The sequence below is a fragment of the Janthinobacterium sp. 344 genome (assembly GCF_900112025.1).
Classification (GTDB): Bacteria; Pseudomonadota; Gammaproteobacteria; order Burkholderiales; family Burkholderiaceae_D; genus Janthinobacterium.
This window is the reverse complement of the sequence record NZ_FOKL01000026.1, coordinates 1-4,238: the sequence shown is the minus strand read 5'-3', so window position 1 is coordinate 4,238 and position 4,238 is coordinate 1. Positions and strand designations below refer to the sequence as shown.

At 65.5% G+C, this 4,238-nt stretch carries 1 protein-coding gene; it reads right to left on the bottom strand.

Annotation, left to right across the window (positions count from 1 at the left end; genetic code table 11):
• Nucleotides 1-4,238 (bottom strand): beta strand repeat-containing protein (locus BM193_RS28145; protein WP_217649402.1); only part of this gene is annotated, 4,238 nt, incomplete at both ends.

Below are 4,238 nucleotides of genomic sequence, written 5' to 3'. Positions count from 1 at the left end.
TGTCATTGCCGACCTTGCCGCCAAATGTCGCGCCGGACGCATCGAGCGTGGCCGACGTCAAGCCGTCATACACCTTGTTGCCGGCCGTGATGCCCGACACGCCGCTGATGCTGGCCTTGTCGATGTTGGCCGTCGCCGTCGCCGTGGCATCGGCCAGGATGTAGTTGCCCGCGTCCGCGCCGCCGAGGGCGATGCCGCCGATATTCACGGTCTTGCCGTTGGCCGCATTCTTGTCGCTGAAACTGCCGCTGGCGCCGGCCACCGTCAGGCTGTCATTGCCGATCTTGCCGCCAAATGTCGCGCCGGACGCATCGAGCGTGGCCGACGTCAGCCCGTCATACACCTTGTTGCCGGCCGTGATGCCCGACACGCCGCTGATGCTGGCCTTGTCGATGTTGGCGGCCAGGTTGCCGGGATTGCTGACCGTGTAATTGCTCGCCAGGCCGCCGTTGCTGCCATCGGCCAGGGTGGCGCCGCTGACGCTCACCACTTTGTTCGTGCCGGCGTCCTTGTCGGCGAATGTACCCGTCAGGCCGGACAGGCCCAGGGTTTCGTTGCCGACCAGGCCATTCAGGATGCCGCCCGACAGGCTGGCGTCGCGCGTGCCATCGTAGACGCGGTTGCCGGCGCTGACGCCCGTGATGGTCAGCGCCTTGGCCGTGATGTCGGCATTCGCGCTGGCCGAGCTGGCGTCGAGGACATAGTTGCCCGCATCGGCGCCGCCCAGCGCCAGTCCCGTGATATTGACCACCTTGCCCGATGCCGCGTTCTTGTCGCTGAAGGCCGCCGTGCCGCTCACGCTCAGCACATCGCTGCCGATCTTGCCTGTGAGCACAGCACCCGACGTGTCGAGCGTGGTCGCCGTCAAGCCGTCATACACCTTGCTGCCAGCCAGCAAGCCGCTGAGCGTGATGGTGGCCGGCGTGATGTCGCCGGTGATGCCCGTCAGCGGTGCCAGGATGTAGTTGCCGGCCGCGCTGCCGCCCAGGGTGGCCGTGGCGGTCACGTTGATGCCATTGCCGACGTTCTTGCTGGCGTAGGTACCCAGCAGGGACGCGAGCGTCACATTATTCACGTCACCGGCCACGACGCCGGCCAGGCTGCCGCCGCCAAGCACGGCGTTCATCGTGCCGTCATAGACCTTGCTGCCCGCCGTGGCGCCGTTCAGGCTGATCTGTTTCGGCGTAATGACCAGGCCGCCATCGATATAGCTGATGGCGTAGCCGGACTGGCCGCCCGTCGAATACAGGCCACTGGCGGATACGCCGTACGTGCCCGCATTGACGGCACCGGCCGCGCTGCCGCTAAACACGGCCGTGCCCAGCAGCACGCCGTTATCGACCACGTTCGAATAGCTGACGCTGCTGCTGCCGCCGGCATATGCCACGCCGTCGTACACTTTGTTGTCGTAGGAAACGCGCACGGCGATCGGTGTCATGAATGCGCGCAAATAGGGGCCGCTCTGCCCGTCATAGACGGCCCAGGTCTGCGCCAGTTCCCAGCCCGCCCCCGTGTAGTTCGCCAGGCTCTTCCACTGCGCCGTCGTCAGGCCCGCGCCGCCGTTACTCGCTGCCTGGCCGCTGGTGGTCATGTCCCAATAACTGCCACTGACCGTGCCCGTGCCCGTGCCCGCCAGGCCGCCCGCGTTGCTGGACGCCCCCACCGTGCCGTTCGCGTAACTGCTGGCGATGCTGCCGCCGTTATTGCCGACCAGGCCGCCCATGGTGTTATTGCCGCCCACCGAGCCGCTGGCGTAGCTATCCTTGATGCTGCCCGTATTGTTACCGACCAGACCGCCACCACGCAAATCGCCCACCACGCTGCCGTTGGCGAAACTGCCGCTGATATTGCCCGCATTGCTGCCAGCGAGCGCGCCCACGTTCGTGCCACCAACCACCGTGCTGCCGGACAAGCCCACGTTCGCGATCGCGCCAGCGGCGCCGACGGCGCCAAACAGGCCCACGTCCGTCACGCCGGACTTGGCGATATTCAGGTTCGAAATGATATGGCCCGTGCCATCAAGACTGCCGACGAAGGGCGAGGCGGTGGTGCCGACGGGAATAAAGCCGGTCGTGCCCCAGATATCCTTGCCCATGGCCGCCGTGGTGGCGGCGTCGAAACTGCTGCCCAGGGTGTAGCTGGCCGCTTTGTTCATCGCCATCAATTGCAGCTGGTGCGCCGAATTGATGGTGGTTGACCATTCCGAGGCCAGCATCGGCCGCGTTCCCGTGCCGCCATTGAGCGTGCCGTCCGCACTGATCGCGGCCCAGTTATTGCCCGTGGCGCCGGCCGTGCCGGTGAAATTGAAACCGACATAATTGCTCGACACCAGCATCTGCGCCGTGCTCAGGCCCTGGGCATTCGACGTGGCGCCGCCAAAGCTCTGGCCGACGCCATTCAGGCTGCCATTGATCGTGCTGTCAAAATAGGCATGGTTGATGGTGCCATTGTTGTGCTCGCCCACGATGGCGCCCACACTGGCACCACCGCCCGTCACCTTGCCTGTCGTATACACATTTGTGATGGTACCGCTCACATTGTAGCCAACGACGCCGCCAGCCAGGGCCGTGGTCTGCACGTCGCCCGTCGCATAGCTGTTGCTCAAGGTGCCGCGCAACAAGCCTACCAGGCCGCCGACATAGCCGCCGTTCGACGTCACCTTGCCCGTTGCATAGCTGTTGCTGATACTGCTCCCGGCATCATTGCCACCCACCAGGCCGCCGGTACTGCTGGTGCCATGCACGGCCCCCGTGGCATAACTGTTGGTGATGCTGCCATTGTCGATATTATTGCCCACCAGGCCGCCACCATAGTTGCTGCCTGAATTGACGTTGCCGGTGGCGAAGCTGCCGGAAATGGCGCCGCCGTTGTAGCGCACCAGGCCGCCCGCATTGCCAAGGGTGGACGTCACCTGGGCGCTGCTGGAACTATTGCTGATGGTGGCGCCGGCGGCGTTGTAGCTGACCAGTCCCGCCGCGCCGTAGTAGCCCGAGTCGACCACGCTGCCCGCGCTGCGGCTGTTGACCACCGTGCCGAAATTGCTGCCAGCCAGGCCACCGAGGCGGACATAGGCCGCGCCGCCAACGGCGCCGCTGAACGACACATTGTCGAGCTTGCCCCGGTTGATGCCCGCCAGCCCCCCCACATTGCCGTAATCTGTACCATCCATCGCACCGCCCTGGATGCTGCCCCCAGTCACGCCGAGATTGCGCACGATGCCTGCCGCGCCCACTTCGCCGAACAGGCCGACCTGGGCGATCTGGCGGTTAATGCTCAAGCCCACGATCTGGTGGCCCAGTCCATCGAGCGTGCCGGTGAAGGGTGTCGCCGTATTACCAATCGGCATGAACCCCTGGCTCGTGTCCCAGCCGCTCGTGGCGCGGGCATCGATATTGCTGCCCAATACATAATTGCCCGTCAGGCCCAGTCCCTGCAAATCCGTGCCCGAAACGCTGCCCGCCGCGCCCAGGTCATTGATCACCGTGTAGGCGATGAGCGGACCGCTGGTGCCCTGTCTGGTGCTGAAGTTGTTCCCCGACGGCAGGTCCACCTCGGCCCTGACGTTGTAGGCGCTGCCCGCACCGGCCGCCGAACTCTGTCCATACTCGAGCGCCAGGCTGGCCGTGCCCGAACCGCGCATGCCCGTGTTGATGTTGATGTTGTTTTGCGCCGTCAGGGTCAGCTTGTTGGCCGACCAGCTGATGGTGTCGTTGACATTGATATTGCCTTGCGTGCCGCTGCCGCCCGACACGCTCTGGATCTGCACATTGCCGCTTTTCAGGCTGTTCGACAGGAACGCGCCCGTCATGTCGCCGCCGCGCGCCGCAATATTGAAATCGGTCGGATCGATCAGCCAGGTGCCCGCCAGACCCTGCTTCGACGCCGTCGTCACCTTCAGCGCATCGTCGATGTTCACGTGCGCGGCCGAGGTATCGATGAAGCCGCCATTGCCGCCCGCGGGCGCGCTGGCGTCCAGGGTGCCCGCCGCGTTCACCGTGCCCGACTGCATGTCGCCCAACAACTTGATCGTGCCGCCGCGCGTGTCGATGCTGTGCGCCTCGATCACGCCCGTGTTGTTCACCACGGTTTTCAGCAAGTCGCCCGCCGCCTGCGCGCTCAGCAGCACGCTGCCGCCGTCAGCCTGGATCAGGCCGCCGTTGTTGACCAGCGCGCCGACGGCGCCCGCATTGATCGCCACGTTCAGCAAGCCGTCGCCCGCCACGTCCAGCGTGATGGCG